At 70.5% G+C, this 19,465-nt stretch carries 20 protein-coding genes and 4 pseudogenes; 12 read left to right on the plus strand and 12 right to left on the minus strand.

The features are described 5' to 3' along the window. Window positions 1-258 precede the first annotated feature (258 nt). On the minus strand, window positions 259-1,077 hold the full coding sequence (gene map / locus ABT006_RS26195) for a type I methionyl aminopeptidase (protein WP_350710556.1): 819 nt from the start codon (window positions 1,075-1,077) through the stop codon (window positions 259-261). Window positions 1,078-1,166: 89 nt separating this feature from the next. Here map and ABT006_RS26200 point away from each other — a divergent pair, with 89 nt between their 5' ends. Then, the gene (locus ABT006_RS26200; RefSeq protein WP_350710558.1) at window positions 1,167-1,433 is read left to right on the plus strand and encodes a helix-turn-helix domain-containing protein; all 267 of its coding nucleotides are present in this window, start codon (window positions 1,167-1,169) and stop codon (window positions 1,431-1,433) included. 38 nt (window positions 1,434-1,471) lie between these two features. Here the strand turns inward: ABT006_RS26200 and ABT006_RS26205 are convergent, their stop codons facing one another. Next, window positions 1,472-1,669, minus strand: coding sequence for a hypothetical protein (locus ABT006_RS26205; RefSeq protein WP_350710560.1), 198 nt, complete (start codon window positions 1,667-1,669; stop codon window positions 1,472-1,474). Window positions 1,670-1,778: 109 nt separating this feature from the next. Between ABT006_RS26205 and ABT006_RS26210 the strand changes: the two genes are divergently transcribed. Together ABT006_RS26210 and ABT006_RS26215 are read left to right on the plus strand one after the other, a co-directional pair. Continuing rightward, entirely contained in the window at window positions 1,779-2,192 is a 414-nt protein-coding gene (locus tag ABT006_RS26210; RefSeq protein WP_350710562.1) for a hypothetical protein, read from the plus strand. Beyond that, window positions 2,159-3,223 carry a hypothetical protein gene (locus ABT006_RS26215; protein ID WP_350710564.1) on the plus strand — a complete coding sequence of 355 codons (1,065 nt, stop codon included), beginning with the start codon at window positions 2,159-2,161 and terminating at the stop codon, window positions 3,221-3,223. Before ABT006_RS26210 ends, ABT006_RS26215 begins: the two co-directional genes overlap by 34 nt. Window positions 3,224-3,377: 154 nt before the next feature. Here ABT006_RS26215 and ABT006_RS26220 read toward each other — a convergent pair whose 3' ends face one another. Further along, window positions 3,378-3,635, minus strand: coding sequence for a DapH/DapD/GlmU-related protein (locus tag ABT006_RS26220; RefSeq protein WP_350710566.1), 258 nt, complete (start codon window positions 3,633-3,635; stop codon window positions 3,378-3,380). Between the two features lie 394 nt (window positions 3,636-4,029). Here ABT006_RS26220 and ABT006_RS26225 point away from each other — a divergent pair, with 394 nt between their 5' ends. Then, window positions 4,030-4,449: a GNAT family N-acetyltransferase gene (locus ABT006_RS26225; protein WP_350710568.1), complete on the plus strand. Its 420-nt coding sequence runs from the start codon at window positions 4,030-4,032 to the stop codon at window positions 4,447-4,449. Between the two features lie 126 nt (window positions 4,450-4,575). Here the strand turns inward: ABT006_RS26225 and ABT006_RS26230 are convergent. The 4 genes and pseudogenes from ABT006_RS26230 to narY all read right to left on the minus strand — a co-directional run. Then, window positions 4,576-4,922: pseudogene (locus tag ABT006_RS26230) on the minus strand (carboxymuconolactone decarboxylase family protein). 64 nt (window positions 4,923-4,986) lie between these two features. Continuing rightward, window positions 4,987-5,736, minus strand: a complete 750-nt coding sequence (narI, locus tag ABT006_RS26235; RefSeq protein ID WP_350710570.1) for a respiratory nitrate reductase subunit gamma — start codon at window positions 5,734-5,736, stop codon at window positions 4,987-4,989. After that, window positions 5,733-6,397: pseudogene (gene narJ / locus ABT006_RS26240) on the minus strand (nitrate reductase molybdenum cofactor assembly chaperone). Before narJ ends, narI begins: the two are co-directional and overlap by 4 nt. Before the next feature lie 26 nt (window positions 6,398-6,423). Continuing rightward, window positions 6,424-6,828 (minus strand): annotated as a pseudogene (narY, locus tag ABT006_RS26245) (nitrate reductase subunit beta); the annotation flags it as partial. Here narY and ABT006_RS26250 point away from each other — a divergent pair. After that, window positions 6,828-7,454: pseudogene (locus ABT006_RS26250) on the plus strand (MFS transporter); the annotation flags it as partial. The pseudogenes narY and ABT006_RS26250 sit on opposite strands and share 1 nt — an antisense overlap. Before the next feature lie 484 nt (window positions 7,455-7,938). Here ABT006_RS26250 and ABT006_RS26255 read toward each other — a convergent pair. The 4 genes from ABT006_RS26255 to ABT006_RS26270 all read right to left on the minus strand — a co-directional run bounded on the left by ABT006_RS26255 (window position 7,939) and on the right by ABT006_RS26270 (window position 10,151). Then, complete coding sequence (locus ABT006_RS26255) at window positions 7,939-8,646, minus strand: hypothetical protein (protein ID WP_350710572.1); 708 nt, start codon at window positions 8,644-8,646, stop codon at window positions 7,939-7,941. A gap of 109 nt (window positions 8,647-8,755) precedes the next feature. Then, on the minus strand, window positions 8,756-8,878 hold the full coding sequence (locus ABT006_RS26260) for a hypothetical protein (RefSeq protein WP_350710573.1): 123 nt from the start codon (window positions 8,876-8,878) through the stop codon (window positions 8,756-8,758). Window positions 8,879-8,953: 75 nt separating this feature from the next. Further along, window positions 8,954-9,403: a hemerythrin domain-containing protein gene (locus tag ABT006_RS26265; protein WP_350710575.1), complete on the minus strand. Its 450-nt coding sequence runs from the start codon at window positions 9,401-9,403 to the stop codon at window positions 8,954-8,956. Between the two features lie 130 nt (window positions 9,404-9,533). Continuing rightward, complete coding sequence (locus ABT006_RS26270; protein WP_350710577.1) at window positions 9,534-10,151, minus strand: DUF2249 domain-containing protein; 618 nt, start codon at window positions 10,149-10,151, stop codon at window positions 9,534-9,536. On the opposite strand from ABT006_RS26270, the gene ABT006_RS26275 reads away from it, so the two are divergent. The 3 genes from ABT006_RS26275 to ABT006_RS26285 all read left to right on the plus strand — a co-directional run bounded on the left by ABT006_RS26275 (window position 10,150) and on the right by ABT006_RS26285 (window position 14,424). Next, a complete protein-coding gene (locus tag ABT006_RS26275) occupies window positions 10,150-10,272 on the plus strand; it encodes a cupredoxin domain-containing protein (protein WP_350710579.1) in 123 nt (40 codons plus the stop codon). The two genes, ABT006_RS26270 and ABT006_RS26275, sit on opposite strands and share 2 nt — an antisense overlap. Further along, window positions 10,272-10,739: a cupredoxin domain-containing protein gene (locus ABT006_RS26280; protein ID WP_350710581.1), complete on the plus strand. Its 468-nt coding sequence runs from the start codon at window positions 10,272-10,274 to the stop codon at window positions 10,737-10,739. The genes ABT006_RS26275 and ABT006_RS26280 overlap by 1 nt, the downstream gene beginning before the upstream one ends. A gap of 361 nt (window positions 10,740-11,100) precedes the next feature. Continuing rightward, a complete protein-coding gene (locus tag ABT006_RS26285) occupies window positions 11,101-14,424 on the plus strand; it encodes a beta-N-acetylglucosaminidase domain-containing protein (protein WP_350710582.1) in 3,324 nt (1,107 codons plus the stop codon). 20 nt (window positions 14,425-14,444) lie between these two features. On the opposite strand, the gene ABT006_RS26290 is transcribed toward ABT006_RS26285, so the two are convergent. Beyond that, a complete protein-coding gene (locus tag ABT006_RS26290) occupies window positions 14,445-15,218 on the minus strand; it encodes a GntR family transcriptional regulator (RefSeq protein WP_350710584.1) in 774 nt (257 codons plus the stop codon). A gap of 140 nt (window positions 15,219-15,358) precedes the next feature. Here ABT006_RS26290 and ABT006_RS26295 point away from each other — a divergent pair, with 140 nt between their 5' ends. Genes ABT006_RS26295 through ABT006_RS26310 form a run of 4 tightly spaced genes read left to right on the plus strand, consistent with a single transcriptional unit; the run spans window position 15,359 to window position 19,418 of the window. Next, window positions 15,359-16,651 (plus strand): ABC transporter substrate-binding protein, encoded by a 1,293-nt coding sequence (locus ABT006_RS26295; RefSeq protein WP_350710586.1) that lies wholly within the window; start codon window positions 15,359-15,361, stop codon window positions 16,649-16,651. After that, a complete protein-coding gene (locus ABT006_RS26300) occupies window positions 16,630-17,580 on the plus strand; it encodes a carbohydrate ABC transporter permease (protein ID WP_350710588.1) in 951 nt (316 codons plus the stop codon). The genes ABT006_RS26295 and ABT006_RS26300 overlap by 22 nt, the downstream gene beginning before the upstream one ends. Then, window positions 17,581-18,486, plus strand: coding sequence for a carbohydrate ABC transporter permease (locus tag ABT006_RS26305; RefSeq protein ID WP_350710590.1), 906 nt, complete (start codon window positions 17,581-17,583; stop codon window positions 18,484-18,486). Continuing rightward, window positions 18,483-19,418, plus strand: coding sequence for an N-acetylglucosamine kinase (locus ABT006_RS26310; protein WP_350710592.1), 936 nt, complete (start codon window positions 18,483-18,485; stop codon window positions 19,416-19,418). The genes ABT006_RS26305 and ABT006_RS26310 overlap by 4 nt, the downstream gene beginning before the upstream one ends. The last annotated feature ends 47 nt before the right edge of the window (window positions 19,419-19,465 follow it).

Here is a 19,465-nt window from a genome sequence, read left to right on the forward strand (position 1 = left end):
AGGACCCGCTTCGTGAGCTGCTGCAGCAGCCCGCCCTCGCCGGTCAGCTTCAGCCCGTCACCACGAGCCCGATCGACCAGCATCGCGATCAACTGCTCATCCGTGACCGCACTCACCGACCCTGCGGCCGGTTCCTGCCCCGAGGTGATCTCGGTCGTCATCTGGCGTCTCTCCCTTGATCGGTCGATCAGCCGTTATTTGTACAGTCCCCACGCCCAAGCCAAACAGGTTAAAGATCAAGCTAGGGCGGGCCGTGGGTCAGGAGGCTGTGGCGGGCTTCTTGGTGGGGTCGGCCGAGGTGGCGCCGTGAGTGGGGCGGCGGGTCAGGACTTGGGGGCCGGAAGCCGTGATGGCGACGGTGTGTTCGGAGTGGGCGGTGCGGGAGCCGTCGGCGGAGCGGATCGTCCAGCCGTCGTTGTCGAACTTGATCTTGTCGGTGGAGCGGCAGAACCAGGGCTCGATGGCGATGGTGAGACCGGGGGCGAGTTTCACGCCGCGACGGGCGCGGCCGTCGTTGGAGACGTGCGGGGCCTCGTGCATGGTGCGGCCGATGCCGTGGCCGCCGAACTCGGCGTTGACGCCGTAGCCGTAGGAGCGGGCGACCTGGCCGATAGCGGCGGAGATGTCGCCGAGGCGACCGCCGGGCTGGGCGGCGGTGATGCCGGCCTCCAGTGCGACCTCGGTGGCTTCGATCAGCTTCAGGTCGGCCGGGTCGGGGGTGCCGACGACGACGGAGAGCGCGGAGTCGGCGACCCAGCCGTCGATGCTGGCCGCCATGTCGATGCTGAGCAGGTCACCGTCCCGCAACACATAGTCGTGCGGCAGGCCGTGCAGCACCGCGTCGTTGACCGACAGGCACAGCACGTTGCGGAACGGGCCGCGGCCGAACGAAGGGGCGTAGTCCCAGTAGCAGGATTCGGCGCCGCGTTCGGAGATCCGGCGGCGGGCGTGGTGTTCGAGGTCCATCAGGTTGACGCCGACTGCGGCGACATCGCTCAGCTCGGCGAGCAGTTCGCCGACGAACTGGCCGGCCACCGCCATCCGGCCGATCTCCTCGGCGGACTTGAGTTCGATCACGACAGCCTCCCCCTCCGGGTGCGGTATTTTTATACCGGCATTTTTATACCACGTCAGGTCGGGGCACTCCGGCGGGATATCCTGCTGGCATGGTTCGCCAACCACTCACCGCCGAACAGATCGCAGCGGGCCAGCGCCTCGGAACCGCCCTCCGGGCCGCGCGTGCCGGCCGCAGCCTCGTCGAGGTGGCCCTGGCGGCCGGCATCTCCCCCGAGACGCTGCGCAAGATCGAGGCGGGCCGCCTTCCCGCGCCGGCGTTCGGCACCGTGGTCTGCCTCAGTCAGGCCCTCGGCGTCCCCCTCGGCGACCTGGCCGACGTCTGGCTGGCCGACATGCCCATCCGCCAGGCGTCCTGAAGGCCAGCCGCCCAGATCCTCCAACCAGCGGGGGTCGGTCACTCGCAGCGGTCCTCGGCGCCTCGGCCGTACGGCTCGCAGCAGTCGGGGCGGTGCCGGTAGACCCGCAGGTCGCGGCCGTGCCGCTCGCTGTACTCGGTCGTGATCTCGTACAGGCAGGCCCGCCATACGACGGTTTCCCCGCCGCCGGGCAGCACCTGGCCGTCACCCGGCCCGCCGCGCAGCAGCACGTCCACCCTTCGACGGTACGTCCCCGGTGAGCGCGCGACGCGGCGTGTGAAACTCTGCCCCTCGAGCGGGCGGCGTTGCGGGCCACGGCCCAGTCCCGCCAGGTTTTACGACCGGGTGACCCTGATCGACGCCGGCGAGTACACCACCCGGATCACCTGCTCACGCTGTGAGGAAGACATCAGCTTGGCCTGGCTCGGCGACCTGGTCAGGAAGAACGGCGGCCTGCGCTTCGACCACCTGGACGTGACGGTGCCCTGCTGTCGTGCCGTGGTCGAGCTCGACAGCCTGCGCTACGAGGAGCCGATCGGCTTCGCAAGGTTCGAGGTCAGTGCCATGAACCCGACCCGGGCGACATACGAGCTCGACGCCGAGGAACTCGCCGTAGTGGCTGGTCTTCTTGGCCATTCGTTGCGCAGATCCTCGCCCACTACTGAGGACAGGCATCAGGCCGGGGGCGGGCGGAGCGCAAACGGCGGGGTTCTACGATCCCACGCATGGGCTCCCGGGCGAACGTGGCCGTCAGACTGAACGGCGAATGGACGCACTGCGGCAGTAACGGCATGGGCTACAGCCTCGACGCGTGGCTTGCGCTCGGTCCAGCTCCCGCGCTGGCGGTCATCGAGTCCTTCGCCGTATGGGACCGGGACGAGTGGCAGATCGAGTCCTCGTGTGAGGCGGGCGCCCTGATCGACCTGGACGGCCAGGACCTGCTGTTCTTCCTGGACGCCGACTACGACCAGCGGCTCGCTGATCTGGACGGGTATCGCCGTACCTGGCCGGGCTGGACGATCCGCTGGGCATACAACGGCATCGCCGACATAACCGACGCACTCGACCTGGACAGGGCGGTCCTGCGACGTAAGCCATGGGACAACACCGATCTGTTCCAGTGGGGACATCCCGATGCCCAAGAGCCGCCGGACCTTCGATACCTCGTCACGGTCGGCGATGCCGGATACGGTCTGAGCGGCTGGGCGGTGCCACCGTGGCAGGTCGGACCTGACCTGCTCGACCAACTGACCGGCCTCCCGCAGCCGTCGACGTGGCCGGAGGTACCGCGCGGCGGCCTGCATCTGGATCCCGCCGCTCGCCGTGCCGGAGTCTGGTCGGTCGATCCGGTGCTGGGCCTAGCCGACCGGTTCGCCGAGTGCTGGCCGGGCTGGACCCTGGAGTTCTGGCAGGACCGGTATCAGGAGCAGGAGCGCCGGTGCGCCGGGGCGTTCCGCTTCCCTGATCCGGCGCCCGCCGTCGACCTGTGCGGCTACGCCCTATTGCGGCGGGTAATGCAGCATTGGGTGCGGGCCACCGCGGAGTTCCGGGACAGCTGGCCACAGGAGCAGGAGGACTATGACCCCTTCTACGGCACGCGCAATGCCAGACTCAGCGTCGCGGACCTGCAAAGACTCGGCGAATTGCTCCTCGGTCCGGACCGCGATCCCCACCACCCGCCGGCCATCCCGCACGGCTGGCCCGCGTTCTGGACCGAATGGGCGACGACCGGCGACTGGAGCCGACCCCTCGACGTCGCCGCGTACGCGCGCCAACTTCACGGTCACTGATACGAAGGCAACGCCGACAAGCCTCCGGAAGCCCTCGTCCGACATGCATGATGAGGCGTCCTCATTTGCCGCGAAGCGTTCGTCACCGAACGTGACGCTGGGGTCGGTCGCTGGTATTCGCACGTGCCGACGTGCGCCGGTGGAGCCGCAGGCCTCAGAAGGTTGCAGTAGATGCCGGCCTCAAACGCTCTCGCTCGACAACACTTGTTGCCGTCACCACACTCAGCGGCGGCACGTCCTTCGCGACAACGGCGCCCACGCCGACGACCGAGCCGCGACCGATTGTTACTCCGGGGGTGCCCGTGGCTGCGGCACCGATCCACACATCATCCTCGATGAGGATGGGCGCGTGCGTGATGAAGTCGTACCGTTCGTCGATCTCGACGGGGTGTCCAGCCGTGCTCAGAGTCACTCGGGGGACCGATCAGGACGCGGTCACCGATCGTGATGCCCCCGTAGTCGAGGAAGAAGCATCCCTGATTGATGAACATGCGCTCGCCGAACGATGCTCCAGGTCTGTAGTCGCAATAGAACGGGGGCAGGATGGACAGAGGAGGGGATCGGTTGGCCGAAGATCTCGATGAGCACCTTCCTGCGCGCATGCCAGCACCGCGGCCGGCGACCTGCACCGGCCCTGGGAACACCCCGGGCAGCCATGGGAGGTAGGCGGCCTCGTGTTCGCTCGGCCCACGCCCCGGCATCGGGGCAGGTCGGGACGAGAACGCGGCCCTGATCCAGGAACTTGACACACTGGGCGGAACGGGGCGACCTACGGTCGTGATGAGGGGCGTCTCTATTGTGGCGGTATGTCCATCGAGTTGGTGTCGCGCTTCACGGTTGACGACGGCGAGCTCAGCGCGCTGCACGCGCGCGCCTTTGGCGGCGGCGAGCAGTTGACACCGTGGCGCGAGCGCCTGCAACGACACGCTCTGAGTTGGGTGGGCGCGTTCGACGCCGGACGCCTGGTGGGATTCGTGCAGGTGTGCTGGGACGGGGGAGCCCACGCGTTCCTCCTGGATACCGCAGTGGATCCGCCCTGGCAGCACCAGGGGATCGGCCGGCGGCTGGTCGAGGCCGCGGCGGCGGACGCCACGGCGGCCGGCTGCCACTGGCTGCACGTCGACTTCGAACCCCACCTGGAGAAGTTCTACCTGCAAGGATGCGGATTCACGTCCACCTCGGCCGGTCTGCTGCGCCTCGGCGGCGAACCGGGCGCCGGCTCCTGAGCGTGGTGCGGCCGGCGTCCGGGTGTCCGCCGTCGCGACGCGCCCACCCCGCCTGACGGGCCCGCGCCCTCGGCGGGGACGAACTCTGGCGCGTCGGCGGCTTCGCCGCCGGCTCCGGTTGCCGGGCTACGACGCGGCTGCGCCGCCGTCGGGGAGTTTCTCGGCCACCGCCACTTCCTCGATCCAGCCGAGGGCGGCGATCGCGGTGGGGAAGCCGCACGTGGTGATGGCCCCGAGGGCGACGGCGCGCACCTCGTCGAGCGTTGCTCCGTGCTCGACGGCTTTGCGAACGTTGGAGCGCACCGCCCCCTCGGCCTCGGCTCCGATCGCCATGGCAAGTCGGATCAGCCGGTCGGTCCGCTCGTCGAAGGGCTGCGCTCACGTACGAGGCGAGCGAGCACCCCGTGCGCCTCGGCGACCTCCGGGAAGCGTTCGAGGAACTGCTTGTAGATGGTGGGCAGGTAGTCGACCACGTCTCCTCCGCCGTCCGTGAGTTCTCAATCCCCACCCGAGTTGTGACGCGGGGCGTTCCTGCCCTCACCGAACCGGTGACCCGGGCCGGCGGGCGGTCGCCTCGCGCACCGCGGCCGGCGAGGCGGGAGCGGCCGGGACGGGGCCGCGGCGCGCGCGGTAGACGACGTACGGGCGCCACAGGTAGGCCAGCGGCGCAGACCAGACGTGAACGAGCCGGGTGAACGGCCACAGCGCCAGGAACAGGAAACCGCCGATGGCGTGCAACTGGTAGACCAGCGGCGCGCCGACCATGAGGTCGCTACGCGGCGCGAACCAGAAGACGCTGCGGAACCAGACAGCGATCGTCTCCCGGTAGTCGTACCCGCTCCCGAGCAGGTTGGTGGCGACCGTGGCGGTCATGCCGAGCGTGACCATGGCCGCCAGCGCGGCATAGAGCACCTTGTCCATGGGGGTGGTCTTACGCCGGATCCGCCCGTTGACGAAGCGCCGGGCGATGAGCAGGACCAGTCCGGCAACGAGCATGAGGCCGGTGATGGTGCCGCCCCAGACGGCGGTCAGGTGGTAGGCGTGCTCGGGGATGCCGACGGCCTCGGTGACGGAGGCCGGCACCAGCAGCCCCATGGCGTGCCCGCCGATGACGCCGAACGCGCCGAGGTGGAACAGCGGCGATCCCAGGCGCAGGATCCGGTTCTCCAGCAGCTGGCTGGTGTGGGTGGTCCACCCGAACTGGTCGTGTCGCCACCGCCACACGTGGCCGGCGACGAACACCGACAGGCACAGGTAGGGCAGGACGATCCAGATGACGGTGTTCATCGCGGCGCCTCCGACGGCGGCAGGTGGGGTAGGGGGCGAGGCCGACGCCGGTGAGCTCGTCGGGGCCGAGGGCGTCCAGGCCGACGGACTCGACGGGCGGGCCGTCGAGGGCGAGCGCCGCGATGGCGTCCCGGTCGGCGTCGGTCAGCGCGGGCAGGGCGCTGGTGATCGCGTCGAGGAGCAGGTGGTAGGGCGTGCGGAGCTCGGCCAGCGCGGCGCGCAGCAGTTCGATACCGCGCCGGTGCTGGCGCAGCGGGGCTTCCCCCGCACCGGGGCCGACGGTCGCGGCGAACTCGAGCACGACCGGCAGCAGGTCGGGCAGCTCGCCGCCGGTCAGCCGCAGCCCGTGGGCGCGGTAGCGCTGCTGGAGGATGAGCAGCGCCATCCCCCGCTTGCGGGTGTCGCCGTGCAGGTAGTACGTCAGGTACAGGCCGGAACGGCGGCGCAGGTCGAAGGTCTGCACGTAGTGCCGCTGCACGTCGATCGGCGCGGTGCCCAGCAGCCAGGTGAGGAACTCCTCGACCTGGCCGCGCAGCCGCGGGTGCTCGATCCGCGCGGCTGCGCCACGCAGCTCGTCCCCGGCGCCGAGCAGGTCGGCGTCCGGGTAACCGAGCAACACGGACGTGAGCTGGAACAGCCGGATCCGGTTGGCCGCGGTCACCGGGACGGTGCCGATGGCGGAGGCGGTCACGACCGGCCCCACAGCGGGTTGATGGACAGCCCGGCCCGCCCGTCGCGGCGCCGGGTGACCAGCCCGCGCCGGCCGACGTGCACGTCGTCCTCGCCGTCGACGAGGTGGAAGCGCTCCACGGCCGCTGCGACCGGCGCCTCGCCCCCCATACCGGGCCCGCCCTCGCAGTCGAGTGAGCAGCCGGCCTGCGCATCGAGGGCGGCGGCGTCGGCGCGGTAAGCGGTCCGGATGACGTACCGCTCGTCGTACTTGGCGATCGCCAGCAGCCGGTACATCGACTCGACCTGGCCGGCGGTTATCCCGATGCGGTCCAACAGGTCCTAGGCGACGGTGCCGTCGAGGGTGCGGGCGCGCATGTACGAGCGCATGGCGGCCAGCTTCATCAACACGCCGGCGATGGCCCACCGGCTCCCCCTGGCGGCGACTGGCCGACGTCGGGCGGCTCACCGTGACCTGGCAGCTGTGCTTCCTGTACGCGGTCGGCCTCGGCGGCTTCGTCGCCTTCAGCGTCTACCTACCCGCCTACCTGGGCACCACGTACGAACTGAGCGCCGCCGACGGGGCGCTGCGCACCGCCGGCTTCGTGGTGCTGGCCGTGGCCGCCCGCCCCGTCGGCGGCTGGCTGTCCGACCGTCTGCACCCCGTGCCGGTGCTGGTGTGGTGCTTCGCCCTGGTGGCCGCCCTGGCCGTCGTCCAGGCCTTCGAACCGCCGCTGATGCCGGTTGCCACGGTGGCCCTCCTCGGCATGGCGAGCCTGCTCGGTGCCGCCAGCGGAGCCGTCTTCGCGCTGGTCGGCAAGGTCGCCCCGCCCGAGCAGGTCGGCGCGGTCACCGGGCTGGTCGGCGCGGCGGGCGGCCTCGGTGGATTCGTGCCGCCCCTCGTCATGGGCTGGGTGTACGGCGCACAGGGCTCGTACTCGATCGGGCTGATGCTGCTGTCGGACGTGGCGCTGGCCGCAGCGGTGTTCACCGCGGTGCGGATGAGCGGCTTCGCCCGCCGGTCCGGTCGGCAGCCGGTGGCGGCGTGAGACCTCGCGGTCGAGCGGGGATGTGCTGGAGTGCGCGGGTATCCACGACGTGCTCCTGACCGTGTTGCGCAACGTCAGGGTCGCCGGGCCGCCGTCGGTGGTGCAGGGGCAAGGGCGACCGCGCCGCTGAGGCTCCGCGTCGATCGAGGCCCGCAGGTCGTTGACGTGCGCCGTCAGCTCGGCGCAGAACCGGTTGAGCTCGGCCGGGTCGAGCTGGGCGAGGACGAGTTCCAGGTTGCCGCCGCCCGCCCCTGCCACCACCAGCCGGATCCCGCCGCCGCGACGGTCGTGGCGGGCGTGTTGGACGGTGCCGCCCGACGGCGGTGCGGCCACCGTGGGCCGCGGACCAGGATCAGCGCGACCCCGGCGCCGCCCACCCGAGCAGCAGCGGCAACCGGCTCCGCCGCCTCGTCGGCGTCGAACGGGTTCGGGTGAGCGGCGGTACCGGAGCTGGTCCGGAAGCAGACCGAGGGTGGCCTCGAAGTCAGCGACGAGGTCGCCGGTGAACAGCCGGAAAGCCCGACTGCCAGGGCATGTTCGCGGAATCGCCGTGCAGCGAATCGGTCCAGGGTGAACCGCCGACCATCACCGGCTCCGGTTCGTCGGCCTTACCCGGCTTCGTCGGGTCCTCAGCCTGCTTCGTCGACCCGAGCCCGTCGGCACCGAGCGGGCGGAGTCCATCCGCGCCGAGCGGGCGGTCCCGTTCCGATGCCAGCGGAATGAGCGTGTCGGGGACAACGGCCGTCGGCTCATCGGCGTCCGGCTGCGGCCAGCGCCGCCACCGCTGGACACTGGCGACCCCGACCAGGAGCAGCGAGCCCAGCAGCAGCGTCGTCCCGGTCCGTACGGGGGTGAGCAGGTCGATCTGGTAGCCCGCCACGCTCAGCTTGTGACCGAGCAGGTCCAGCAGCCGTGCTGGGCTGAACAACAGGCCCACGTAGCTGACCGTGTACGCCAGTCCGGTCAGCACCGAGCCGAGCGGGGAGATCCGTACGGTGGCGGTGAGTCCGAGCAGAAGGCCAGCAGCCGCAAGCACCAGCAACGGCTTCAGCAGAGCGTCAGGGGCCAGGGCCTCACCACTTTCCTGCGCATCCCCGAACACCCGCAGGGACCGGCCTTGTCCAGCGGCGAGCAGGACCCAGGCCAGCGGACCCACGACGAGCGCGGCGATTACGGTCTTGATGTGTCGCATTCGGGCAAGGTACCGAGCATCCGTCGTTGACCGGCAACGCGATAAGCAAAACTTAACCTGCCACCACACTGCGTCGTACGGCGTAGCTGACGGTGTCGAAGGTGGGCGGTCAGCATACGTAGCAGTCGATGAGTTCCACGCCGAAGATCGCGCCGACCCACCCCTCGACGAGGGTGTGCGTGGTGCCGGCGGCCCGCGCCGCCGCACCGCCACGGGCGGGGCACCCGAGCAACGCTGTCCGTCACCTCTGCCGCGAAACGGGTCGAACGCCAGAAGGGGGCGGGACGGGCTCGCGGCGCACCCGTACCTACGACCTGGCCGGATCGGCCTCCGCCATGGTGGTGATCCGGTCCCACGCCGGAATGGGAAGGGCGATCACGGCGGCCGGGAAGAGCCCGTGCTCCTCGTTGTCGATGTGCCGGTGCAGCCGGTCCAGGGCGGCGAGCACGGCGGGCCAGTCCGGGGCCGTCCGATCCACCGCACCGAGCACGCCGTGGATGTCGTCGTGTTCGGCGCAGAGCTTGTCGACGGCCTCGGCCAGGCTGCCCTCCTCGCGCAGTTCGACGAAGAGGCCGGTCTCCTCGGTCGCGGTGTGCGGGAGCAGCAGGGAGAGCAGGGCGTCCAGGGCGGCCAGCCGGTCGTCGGTCCCGGCGAGGATTGCCCGACGAAGCTCGCCGGCCGCGTTGGCGATCTCGTCGTGCTCGGCCGACAGCCGGCCGATCAGCGGGAAGTCGCGGCAGCCGCAGTAGTTGCACATTGTCCTTCTCCCTCTCCAGGCGCGGTTCGATCGTCCACCCGGTGCGGCGTGGCCAGCCAGGCCGAAAGACCCGCCGGCGCCGGGGCGGTGGTCACACCGCCCGGCGTCCCGCGATCCGTCGTCGTTCCGGTCAGCGGGGTGCGAGCGTCCGGCTCAGCCGGATCTGCCACACCTGCGGGCCGTCCTGCAGCCACTCGGTCGCCACCGCGCCGCCGTAGCGCTGATCGATCTCGGCGACCAGCGGCCTGGGCGCGTGCGGCGCGACCAGGATCAGCGCGTCACCCGCCCCCAGCCGGTCCAGGGCGGCGAGCACGGTGGCGTGCCGCTGTCCGTGCGGGAGGTCCCGGACGTCCAGCCGGGGGTCGATGCTCAGCACCGGCGCCTCGCCCACGCCGGCCGGGGCGTCCCCGCCGCAACCACAGGAGCCGCCGCCGCACCCGCCCCCGGCGGCCGGCGTCGCCTCGACCAGCAGATCGTGCATGCCGGCGAGCAACCCCGCGAGCGAGACGTCGGCGGCTCCGACCAGTAGCGGTACGACCAGGCGGTTTTCCTTGTCGAGGTGCACCGCGAACAGCGCGGCGAGGGCGCGAGCGGCCGCCGCCGCGGGCACCGCGCGGGTGAGGCCGGCCAGCTCGGAGACGAGCCCGACGATCGCCTTGTGCTCACCGAGCATGCCGTCGACGAGCAGCTTCCCCTCGGCGAGTGCCGCCGCGGCGGGGTACAGGGCGCTCTGGACGTTCGACGGCATGGTCCCCGGGCCGGTGCTGCGCGGCAAGGTCGGCGACACCTTCGAGATCACCCTGATCAACGACGGCACGGTCGACCACGGGATCGACTTCCACGCCGGTGCGGTCGCCCGGACGAGGTGATGCGCCCGATCGCGGTGATCATCGACCCGCCCAGGGTCGACCGCGAATTCGTCCTCGTCCAGTCCGAGCTGTACCTCGGCGGCGACGGCGAGCCCGGCGACCTGGCGAAGATGCAGGCGGAGCGGCCCGATGCCGTCGTCTTCAACGGCTACGTCGCCCAGTACGCCCACCGGCCGCTACCCGCGCGGGCCGGCGAGCGCGTCCGGGTCTGGCTGCTCGATGCCGGCCCCAACCGGGACAGTTCGTTCCACGTCGTCGGCGCCCAGTTCGACACCGTCTACCGGGAGGGGCGGTGGGAGGGCCGGCCGGCCGACCCCGGTGGGGCTCAGGTGCTCTCGCTGACTCCGGCCGCCGGCGGCTTCGTCGAGACGGTCTTTCCCGAGCCCGGACACTACCCGTTCGTCAGCCACGCCATGGTCGACGCGGAACGCGGTGCCCGGGGCGTCTTCGAGGTGACGCCCTCCTGACAGCTACCGCCGCCGCGACGACCGGAGGCCACGCCAAGCGGGCGCACGCCCATCCCGGCCGACCTCCCCAGCGGGTGGTTCGGTGTTGTGCCGGGTCACGAGCTGGTTCCCCTGAGTGCTGCGCGCGGTGGTTGATGGCCGGCCGCCCGCGTCTGCGTTCGCCGGCAGGGTTGACGTGGTCAGGCGTGGCATGGATTCTTGTTACTGGTATAGACCGGTGTGGCCAGCTGATCTGTTGGGAGTCGAGGATGCGGCGCGGCGGACCTCGGGCCTCAGCCTTCGCGGCGTTCCGCTCGGTGTGTGCCATGCCGGGATTCATGCCGATACCAGGCGCCAGCCAAGTTGAAGGAGTGGAGGTGTGATGTTTCTGTCGCGTTCGTTTCGTGGCTTTCGCCGTGCCGGAATATTCGCCGGACTGGTCGGGCTCGCCATTGGACTGGTGAACCCTCCTCCTGCCCGGGGCGAGGCCCAGGCTCCTGATCGGGTGGATGTGGCGCGCATTCTCCCGGTGCCGCAGCAGGTAGCGCCGCGTCCGGGCTCCGTCGTCCTGCCCGGCGATGTCGATGTCGTCGCGGGCGCGTCCGTGGATTCGGCGGCCGAGGAATCGCTCGTGGATCTGCTCGGGGCGCACGGTGTCACGGCCAGGGTCGTCCGAACCGCGGACATGTCGACGTCGCGCCCGTTGATCCTCCTCGGCGGGCCGGGCGAGACGTCGGCGAGCACCGCGGTGCTGAGTGCCCTCGGGGTCGAGGGGCCAGCGGGGCTGCCCGGTGAGGGGTACGTTCTGGCGGCCGGCCACGATCGTCTCGGGCGACCGCGGATCGTCCTCGCGGGTCTGGACGGCGCCGGCACCTTCTACGCCGTTCAGTCACTGCGTCAGCTGCTCGTGCCGGAAGGCTCCCGGGTAACGGTCGACGGTGTGGCGGTGCGCGACTGGCCGGGTTACCGAATTCGTGGCGGCATGGAGTCGTTCTACGGACCGGTGTGGTCGCAGGAGGACCGGCGTTCGCAGATCGAGTTCCTGGCTCGGCACAAGATGAACCAGTTCTTCTACGGGCCTGCGGACGATCTGCGTACCGGGTCGGAGTGGGACTCTCCGTACGACGCGGCGGAACTGGGCCGGCTGAAGGAGATCGTGGACCTGGCGCGGTCGCGTCATGTCGATTTCGTGTACCGGGTCTCGCCGGAGGCGCCCTTGGCCCCGGGTCAGGGGATCTGCCACGTGCGCGAGTCCGATCGGGCCAAGCTGCTGGCCCGCTTCGCGCAGTTGTGGGAGATCGGGGTCCGCAGTTACGTCATCGCCTGGGACGACGTGTCCGGTAACTTCGCGTGCCAGGAGGACCGGGACGCCTACCGGAACGATTCGTCGCCGCTCGCCGCCGCCCAGGCCGGGGTCACCAACCTGGTCCAACGCGAGTTCATCGAGAAGCACCCCGGCGCCACCCGCCTGGTGACCGTGCCGACCGAGTACTGGGGCATGACCCGCACGCCGTACAAGAACCGGTTCGACGAGTTGGTGAGCGCCGACGTCGACCTCTACTGGACCGGGCCGGAAGTGGTCTCGCCGAGCATCACCCGGGACGACCTCCGGGCCGCGCAGGCCGCCTGGCCGCGGCACCGGATCATGCTCTGGGACAACTACCCGGTCAACGACTACAGCCCCAACCGGCTGCTGTTGGGCCCACTGGTGAAGCGCGACGCCGGCATGGCGGACGACGTCATCGGCATCTCGTTCAACGAACTCGTCCAGCACCAGGAGGCCTCGCTGATCTCACTCGGCACGCAGGCCGACTACGCCTGGAACCCCGGGGCCTACGACCCGGAGCGCTCCTGGACGCGCACGCTGCAGATCGTCGGCGGCGACGCCTACCAGGAACTGCGGCTGTTCGCGGAGAACAACCGGGCCAGCGTCCTCGACAACACCGCCCGGCCGCGGTTCGCCGCACTCATCAACCGGCTCATCGCCGAGTACTCGGCGGGCCGGCCGGTGGGCGACGAACTCGAGCAACTCGATCGTGAGATGCGCCGCCTGGCGGAACTGCCCGCCGCGCTCCGGGCACAGCTCGACAACCCCGCGCTGCTCAAGCAGATCGGACCCTGGCTGGACCGCGTCGGAACGACCGGCCAGGCAGGCCGGGCGGCCGTGGCCATCCTCCGGGCCCAGGACCGGGGCGACGGCGAAGCCGCCTGGCTGGCACGACGGGATCAGGCGCGTGCCCGCGGCATCCTCGACAGGACGTGGCACCAGATCAGTCCCGGTCCGGTCGACGACCTGCTCAGCTTCGCGGCCTCGCAGAGCGACGGCTACATCGGTGACCGCTGGTACGGCGACCTTGGGGCTCCGACGGGCCTACCGGCTGCCGCCCAGGGGTCGGCGCTGGGCAACCTGACCGACCGGCGCGACGACACGGCGTATGTCGCCGCCGGCACACCGCAGGACGGCGACGCGATCACGGTGCCGATCACCAAGCCGCACCGGCTGTCGGCGGTGACCGTGGTGCAGGACGCGACCGCTCCCGCCGACGGCATGATCCAGGCGCTGGTCGACGGCGCCTGGGTGGATCTCGGACCGCTCGCTGACGGGTTCACCAAGGTGCCGGCCGCGGACCTCGCGGCCAGTGCGGTACGGATCCGGTGGACATCGGGCAGCGTGGCCCCGCACATCTACGAGATCGTCCCGCACTACTCCGACGTGTTCAGCGGCGCCGTCTCGGTCGATCCGCCGGGATCGCTCATCGCGCCCGGTAAGACGAAGCGATTCCAGGTCGCCTTCGAGGTGTTCGCGGATCACCGGATCAGTGGCCAGGTGAGCGCCACCGGCCCGGCCGGCTGGACCATCGACCCGGCGAAGCAGGTGTTCCGTGCCCAGCCGGGGGGCCGAACCGTCGTCGCGAGCGTACCGGTGGAGGTGACCGTCCCGGCCGATGCCGAGACGGGACGCCACCAGGTGACGGTGTCCTTCGCCGAGGACGGCGCGCCACCGGTGAACGTGTCGCTGCCGATCCTGGTCGGGGAGCAGAGCTACCCGAACCTCGTGACCGGGGCAGACCCGGCCGGCTACTGGCGGCTCGGCGACGCGACCGACTCCAGCACCGCCGTGGACGGCTCCGCCAGCCGGCAGAACGGCGCCTACCTGGCCGGTGCCCACCCGGGGGCCGAGGGCGCGATCACCGGTGACCGGGCGGCGGACCTCTCCGCCGGGTACATCGAGGCGCCGCGAAGCCCGCGAACCGACCTCCAGGGCGCGTTCACCCTGGAGGCGTGGGTGAAGCTCGACACGCTCGCCCCGGCGCCGGGGCAGGCGATCATCGAGAGTTACACCGGGCCGGCGGTCAACGGATATGCGCTGAGGGTGACAGACGGCGTCCTGCAGGCGTGGTCGCTGGGCGCTGCCGGGAAGGGGTACGGCCTGGTGACCGGCCGTACCCGGCTGACACCGAACACGTGGCACCACGTCGCCGCCGTCTTCGACGGGTCACGACTGACCGTGTACCTCGACGGGGTGGTGGACAACAGCGCCGCGACGTCGGTGTCGCCGGGCAGCGGTACGGCGAGCGTCAAGCTCGGTGGCCGCGGGGACGACGCGAACCAGCGGCTCCAGGGCGACCTCGACGAGGCGGCGATCTACGACCGGGCCCTGACAGCGGCCGAACTCGAGGCGCACCACCTCACCGGACTCGGCTGACCGGCCTCCGCCGATGTGCGTCAGCCCTCCGACGACGGGGGGCTGACGTGCATCTGGATGGCGTAACGATCCCCGCGGTAGAGCGACCGGCCGAACTCCACGACCTTTCCCATGTTGTCCACCGAGATGCGCTCGATCAGGAACGCCGGGCTGTCCTCCGCGACTTCGAGCCGCTTCGCCTCGGCGTCGGTCAGCCGGGCGATGGTGACCGTCTGCCGCGCCGATTCCAGCCGCACCCCGAAGACGCGGCCCAGCACCTCGTACAGCGAGTCATCGCGCCCCATCACCGCCAGCAGGTTGGGGAACCGCGTCGCGGCGAGGTTGGTCCGCTCCAGCGCCATCGGGATGCCGTCCGCGGTACGGATCCGCTCGATGTAGTGGGTCGGCTCGCCCGGGGCGATGTCGAGGCTGGCGGCGACGGCGCGGGTGGCCGGGCGGGTACGGGCGCGGTACGACTTGGCGCCCGGTGCCATGCCGCGCATCCGCATGTCCTCGCTGAACGAGCGGAAGATCTCCGAGTGGGTCAGCGTGGGGTGCTGCACGAAGGTCCCGCGCCCGGGCACCCGCCGGACCATTCTCTTCGACTCCAGCGCGTCGATGGAGCCCCGGACGGTCATCCGGGCGACGCCGAACCGTTCGGCGAGGACCCGCTCCGAGGGAAGTAGCGCGCCGTCCCGCGAGCTCAGGACCATGGCGGTGAGCACGTCTCTGATGTGCTCACCCTTGCCGCGGTTGTGCTCCGCCGGCAACGATTCAAGCGCCCCCTCGCTCGGCTCGTGTCGCCTCCTTGGCACGGACCCGATCCCCTCTCCCCGTAGTTGGAGCCATCCTACGGGCAGTTTCCGCCCCGCCGCCGACATCGATGCAACCCGTTGACCTCCGGTCTATACCGGTATTACGCTCGGCGCGTCCGCAGGTCTCGAGGATGGCGGCCATGACGATCGGAGACGAGATGCCCAGAAGATTCGGTGTGATGGGGGTGGTGGCGACACTCGCCGTCACCCTTGCCGCCTGCGCGCCGGGCGACAGCGGGGATGGCGGTGGCGACGCCGTCAACCTGAAGGTCTGGGGCTGGCGGCAGGAGGACGTCGCGGCGTACAAGAAGATCTTCCAGATCTACGAGAAGGCCCACCCGGGCGTGACCGTGGAGTACGTCCCCTACAAGAACACCGAGTACGACACGATCCTCAAGACCGGCCTCACCGATGCCAACGGCCCCGACGTCGCGCAGCTGCGCTCCTACGGACTGCTCCAGCCGCTGGTCGGCTCCGGCAGCCTGGTGCCCCTCGACGACCAGGTCGACAAGCTGAGCGGATTCCCGAAGCCGATCCTCGACGGCGCGAAGGGCGAGAAGGACGGGCGCGTCTACGGCGTTCCGTTCGCGATCCAGACGCTGCACGTCATCTACAACAAGAAGATCTTCGCCGACAACGGCATCGCCGCCCCCACCACCTGGGCGGACATGATCGCGGGCTTCGACAAGCTCAGCAAGGCCAGCGTCACCCCGCTGGCGAACACCGTCACCGACAAGTGGATGCTGCCGATCGAGCAGGAGATCTTCGGAGCCACCACGTACGGCGGCCCCGACTACCTCACCAAGATGCTCAACGGCTCGGCGAAGTTCACCGACGCGCCCTGGGTGAAGTCGCTAGAGACCTGGAAGGGCACCCAGAAGTACTGGCCGGCGCAGGCGTCCGGGGTGAACTACAGCGACGCGCAGGCCCTCTTCACCTCCGGCCGGGCCGCCATGTTCCCGGGTGGCGTGTGGGAGCTCGCCGGGTTCAAGAAGGCCAACCCCCAGCTCGACATGGGCATCTTCAACGTGCCGCCGGCGCCCGGCGCGGCGGTCGACAAGACGCTGGTGCCCGGCTACGTCGACGGGTCGTTCGGTGTCTCGGCGAAATCCCGCCACCGGGACGCGGCGCTGGACCTCGTGCGGTGGATGGCGACGGAGGAGTTCGGCAAGGCGTTGTCGAACGAGCTTCAGCAGATCTCCCCGGTGCCGGGTGTCGAGCCGCAGGACGAACTCCTGGCGCAGGCACTCAAGGCATACCAGGCGAACCCCAGCCCGTACGTCACCTACGCGTACTTCTCCGGCGGCACACCCACCGCCTGGGACCTCGCCTCCGAGGCGTTCTCCGACTACGTCCTGGGCCGAGGCAACGCCGCTGACGTGGCCGCACACATCCAACGAGGGGTCGATCAGTGGTTCCGGCCCAAGAACTGACGGTCCGTCCTGCCCGGCGGTCACGCCGCCGGGCGGGACGGGTCTCGGCAGGGTGGATCACGACGTTCTGCCTGCCGGCGTTCGCGCTCTACGGGCTGTTCCTCGTGGTGCCGCTCGTCACCGCCTTCTACTACGGGCTGTTCCGCTGGGACGGCACCCGCCAGGGGGAGTTCGTCGGGATCGGCAACTACCGGGAGATCCTCACCCGCTACCCGCTGAGCGACGAGATCCCCGCCGCGCTCGGACACAACGTGCTCTTCTTCGTCGGCACCATGGCGATCCAGAACACCATCGGGCTCGGCCTGGCGGTGCTCCTGCACCGCAACCCTCGGGGCAAGCGGCTGTTCCAGACGCTCTTCTCGCTCCCGTACCTGATCAGCCCGCTTATCGTCGGGTACATCTGGTCGCTGTTGCTGAGCCCCACCTTCGGCCCGATCAACTTCGCGCTCAGTGCGGTCGGCCTGGACGCCTGGGCGCGCCCGTGGCTCGGCGAGCCGGACCTCGCCCTGCCGGTACTGATCCTGGTCAACGCCTGGCAGTGGATCGGCGGACCGATGCTCATCTTCGGCGCCGCTCTGGCCGGTATTCCCCAGGAGTTGGAAGAGGCGGCCGCGGTGGACGGCGCGTCACCGACCCGCACGTTCTGGAGCATCCGGTTCCCACTTCTGATGCCGGCGGTCGGCGTGATCACCGTGTTGACGTTCATCGGATGCTTCAACATCTTCGACCTCGTCTACGCGCTGGGCGGTTCCGACGGCGGGCCCGGCGGCGCCATGGACGTGCTGGGTCTGCTCTATTACCGGACCGCCTTCCAGGGCGGCAGCAACGCGATCGGAGAGTCGTCGGCGTTGGCCATGCTGATCTTCGTGCTCATCTTCGGCGTCTCCCTGGCCCTGGAGCGGGCGCTGCGCCGCCGGGAGGTCCACTGAATGAGTACCACTACCACCCTTCGCGCCGCCCCCCGCCGGGCATCGAAGGTCGGAGCCGGGACCGTACGTCCGCGCGGCATCCGCCAGCGTTCGCTGCTGCACGGCGCAGGCAGCCAGCTCCTCCTGTGGACGTATGCCGCGATCGCCTTCGGCCCGCTGCTGCTGGTGCTGATCGGCTCGTTCCGGCCCAACGCGGAGATCCTCCGCGCGCCGGTCGGCCTGCCCAGCTCGTTCGACCTGAGCAACTACACCCGCGCGTGGCAGACCGCGTCGATCTCGACGTACTTCGTCAACTCCCTCACCGTCACCTGCGCTTCCGTGGCACTGTGCGTCAGCGTGTCGGCGATGACCGCCTACGCCCTGGCCAGGTGGAAGTTCCGGGGCCGCGCCCTGCTGGCGGCGTTCTTCCTGTCGGGGTTGATGATTCCTGCGAAACTCGGCCTGCTGCCGGTGTTCTACATGTTCCAGTCGATGGGTCTGATCGACAGCCGGATCGGGCTGGTGCTGCTCTACGCGGCGAGCGGAATCCCGTTCTCGGTCTTCGTGATCATGGGCTTCATGCGGGGACTGCCCGGTGAGCTGGAGGAGGCCGCGCGGATCGACGGGGCGAACGAGGGCCGGCTGTTCGTGTCGGTCGTCCTGCCCCTGATGCGGCCGGCGCTCGCGGTGGCAACCGTCTTCCAGTTCGCGCCGACCTGGAACGACTTCTTCTACCCGTTGGTACTGCTGCGCAGCGGCGACAAATACACCATTCCGGTCGGGCTGACCCGGTTCTTCGGCGAGTTCGCCGCCGACCGCGGCACCCTGTTCGCCGGACTCGTGATCGCCCTGGTGCCGCTGGCCGTGGTGTTCGCACTCGCGACCAAGCAGATTGTTGCAGGACTGACCGCAGGGATGTCGCGATGACCACGACGATCACCATCGACGGCGGCAAGTCGGAACTTCGGCTGCTGCTGCGTACCCCGGCGGGCCGTCGGCTCGGCGTCGGTCCGGGCTTCTCCTACCAGCCGCACGAGGATGGCGTCGAACGGATCCTGGCCGCCGTTCGTGGCGCCGCGGCGACGATCACCCTCCCCGCACAGGTGGCCGGCGTGGTAGCCGGTTTGACCGGCGTACCGGGGGAGCACGCTGAACGCCGGCGTCTCGCGCTCGCCCTCGAGCGGCAGTTCGGCGGCCGGGCCGTGGTCGTGGAGGACAGCATCCTCGCGCACGCCGGCGCTCTCGGCGGTCCCGGCGTGCTGTTGTGTGTCGGGACCGGGACGACAGTGCTCGCCGTGGACGCGGACGGCGACCACGCCCGGCTCGACGGATGGGGTCCCCACCTCGGTGACCGGGGCAGCGCGTACGCCATCGGACTGGCCGGAATGCGCGCCGCGACCGCGTCGCACGACCAGGTCGGGCCGGCAACGGCTATGGCCGACCGTCTCGTCACCGCGCTCGGCGGCATCGACCTGGCGTCGCTGCAGCGTTACTACCGGGACCCCGCCATGGTCGCCCGTACCGCGGCCTTCGCCCGCGACGTGCTCGAGGCGGCCGCGCAGGCCGACCCGGCGGCGGGGCGGATCTGCGCCCAGGCCGCGGCCGATCTCGCCGATACGGCGCAGGTGGCAGCCGTCCGGCTCGGCCTCAGCGGGGCAGCCCGACGGGTGTCCTTCAGCGGACGGCTGCTGGCCCCGGGGAACGCGCTCCACCAGGCGCTGGCGGCCGAACTCGAGGCCAGGGGGCTGTCGCTGGTCACACCCAGAGCGGAGCCGCTCGACGGCGGGCCGGCGTTGCTGAGCGCTGTCGCCCCCTACGCACGCCTGCTGGCGAGCCACGGAACCGGCGGCGACGCATGAGGGTCGGACACGGGGTGGTGCGTCTCGAGGTCGTGCCCGGAGAACCC

The sequence above is a fragment of the Micromonospora sp. NPDC002717 genome (genome assembly GCF_040295705.1).
Classification (GTDB): Bacteria; Actinomycetota; Actinomycetes; order Mycobacteriales; family Micromonosporaceae; genus Micromonospora.

Excerpts from the sequence above, each read along its gene's own strand:
- ABT006_RS26200 (WP_350710558.1), top strand. The coding sequence starts at position 1,167 with ATGGTTCGCCAACCACTCACCGCCGAACAGATCGCAGCGGGCCAGCGC.
- ABT006_RS26215 (WP_350710564.1), top strand. The coding sequence starts at position 2,159 with ATGGGCTCCCGGGCGAACGTGGCCGTCAGACTGAACGGCGAATGGACG.
- ABT006_RS26225 (WP_350710568.1), top strand. The coding sequence starts at position 4,030 with ATGTCCATCGAGTTGGTGTCGCGCTTCACGGTTGACGACGGCGAGCTC.
- narI (WP_350710570.1), bottom strand. The coding sequence starts at position 5,736 with ATGAACACCGTCATCTGGATCGTCCTGCCCTACCTGTGCCTGTCGGTG.
- ABT006_RS26255 (WP_350710572.1), bottom strand. The coding sequence starts at position 8,646 with ATGCGACACATCAAGACCGTAATCGCCGCGCTCGTCGTGGGTCCGCTG.
- ABT006_RS26265 (WP_350710575.1), bottom strand. The coding sequence starts at position 9,403 with ATGTGCAACTACTGCGGCTGCCGCGACTTCCCGCTGATCGGCCGGCTG.
- ABT006_RS26275 (WP_350710579.1), top strand. The coding sequence starts at position 10,150 with ATGGTCCCCGGGCCGGTGCTGCGCGGCAAGGTCGGCGACACCTTCGAG.
- ABT006_RS26270 (WP_350710577.1), bottom strand. The coding sequence starts at position 10,151 with ATGCCGTCGAACGTCCAGAGCGCCCTGTACCCCGCCGCGGCGGCACTC.
- ABT006_RS26280 (WP_350710581.1), top strand. The coding sequence starts at position 10,272 with ATGCGCCCGATCGCGGTGATCATCGACCCGCCCAGGGTCGACCGCGAA.
- ABT006_RS26285 (WP_350710582.1), top strand. The coding sequence starts at position 11,101 with ATGTTTCTGTCGCGTTCGTTTCGTGGCTTTCGCCGTGCCGGAATATTC.
- ABT006_RS26295 (WP_350710586.1), top strand. The coding sequence starts at position 15,359 with ATGACGATCGGAGACGAGATGCCCAGAAGATTCGGTGTGATGGGGGTG.
- ABT006_RS26305 (WP_350710590.1), top strand. The coding sequence starts at position 17,581 with ATGAGTACCACTACCACCCTTCGCGCCGCCCCCCGCCGGGCATCGAAG.
- ABT006_RS26310 (WP_350710592.1), top strand. The coding sequence starts at position 18,483 with ATGACCACGACGATCACCATCGACGGCGGCAAGTCGGAACTTCGGCTG.